Annotated in this window: 1 protein-coding gene; it reads right to left on the bottom strand. The window is 57.4% G+C overall.

Annotation, left to right across the window (positions count from 1 at the left end; genetic code table 11):
- Window positions 1-339: 339 nt before the first annotated feature.
- The coding region (locus AWB78_RS45110; RefSeq protein ID WP_157697927.1) for a transposase at window positions 340-652 on the bottom strand (313 nt) is incomplete at its 5' end.

Consider the following 652-nt stretch of genomic DNA (forward strand, 5'->3'; position numbering starts at 1 on the left):
CTTCTATGGGGCATTGAAAGTCAAGCCCTTTCGCGGTCCGTTTTTACGTCAGTCATCTCCCATGGATAACCTCGTTTGATATTATGGAATCCTCCGTATCGTATCAAAGGAACGTTTCACAGCAGTTGAGGCTGGGGTGTCTTAAGTCCGGACATTTGACCGGACCAACTTCTATCCGTGCCGGCACGAGACCGGACACCACATACCGCATGCGCAAGGCGCTGGAACTACCCCATTATGGACGCGCCCCATCTAGAACTACGGTTATCCGATGGGTAACCCACCTACTGTCCGGGCGCGCTCAACCTTCAGACGCTGTTACCGCTCGACGTTGGCTGTTCAAGTCGCCGTCACCTTACTTGCCGGTGACTTGAGGGTTGCCCCGAGGGGAATCTCACCGAATTCCAGATAGCGCCATAGTGCGACCGACAGACGTCGCGCAAGCGCCACAATGCCGATGCGTCGGACACGCTTGCCACCGCCTGCGAAGCGCTCCTTGAACCAGTGGCTTAGCTGGCTAGCGGGCTGGAAGCGCAACCAACTCCAGGCTAGTTCCACCATCAGCCATCGGGCTCGCCTGTTGCCGATTTTGCTGATGCCCTGCTCAACTTCGCTGGTACCGCTGGCATACGGGGTTGGCGCGAGACCTAGG

It is taken from the genome of Caballeronia calidae, from assembly GCF_900044055.2.
Lineage (GTDB): Bacteria > Pseudomonadota > Gammaproteobacteria > Burkholderiales > Burkholderiaceae > Caballeronia > Caballeronia calidae.